The following is an 886-nucleotide window of genomic DNA, read 5'->3' on the forward strand; positions in this document are numbered from 1 at the left end:
TTCAATTGGTCAGTGTCAGACGCCAGGTCGTGTTTTTAAAGGCAAGAAGATGTCAGGTCACATGGGTGCTGAACAAGTTACTGTTCAGAGCTTAGAAGTCGTTCGTGTAGACGCAGAACGTAACCTTTTATTGATTAAAGGTTCTGTTCCTGGTGCTACTGGCGCGGACATCATTGTCAAGCCAGCACAGAAGGCATAGGGGGCGTCATGGAATTAACAATTACTGGTTCTGGAAATTCAGTGGCTGTATCTGAAGCTACGTTTTCTCGTGAATTTAATGAGTCTTTGGTTCATCAGGTTGTCACTGCATATATGGCAGCTGCCCGCCAGGGTTCTCGAGCTCAGAAAACTCGTTCTGAAGTAAGTGGTGGTGGTAAGAAGCCATGGAAGCAGAAGGGTTCTGGTCGTGCACGTGCAGGTACTATTCGTAGCCCAATCTGGCGTTCAGGTGGTGTTACATTTGCTGCGAAGCCGCAAGATCACTCTCAAAAAGTAAACCGTAAAATGTATCGTGCAGCGATGCAGGTTATTTTGTCAGAGTTGGTTCGTCAGGAGCGTTTGTTGGTTGTTGAAGAGCTAACTGTTGCTGAGCCAAAGACAAAAGAGCTGACTGCTAAGTTGAAAGAGCAGGGTTTGCTAGATAGTACTTTGATCATCTCTGAAGAAATTGATCAAAACTTATATTTGGCGTCTCGCAATATCCCTAAAGTGGATGTGCGTGATGCGGAAAGTGTTGACCCTGTAAGCCTTGTTGGTTTCGATAAGGTGGTTGTCACAGTTTCTGCTCTTAAAAAGATTGAGGAGATGTTGGGATGAATGAACAACGTATCTATAAGGTTCTTTTAGGTCCTCATATTTCTGAAAAAGCTTCTATGGCAGCAGAGAA

At 44.5% G+C, this 886-nt stretch carries 1 protein-coding gene and 1 pseudogene; both read left to right on the forward strand.

The window, feature by feature from the left end; all coding sequences use genetic code 11:
• A pseudogene (gene rplC / locus A3756_RS18745) lies at positions 1-199 on the forward strand (50S ribosomal protein L3); the annotation flags it as partial.
• A gap of 8 nt (positions 200-207) precedes the next feature.
• Positions 208-816 carry a 50S ribosomal protein L4 gene (rplD, locus tag A3756_RS18750; protein WP_068508509.1) on the forward strand — a complete coding sequence of 203 codons (609 nt, stop codon included), beginning with the start codon at positions 208-210 and terminating at the stop codon, positions 814-816.
• Positions 817-886: the final 70 nt, after the last annotated feature.

The organism is Oleiphilus sp. HI0086 (assembly GCF_001635225.1).

Bases quoted from the DNA above. Each gene is read 5' to 3' on its own strand.
- rplD (WP_068508509.1), top strand. From the start codon at position 208: ATGGAATTAACAATTACTGGTTCTGGAAATTCAGTGGCTGTATCTGAA.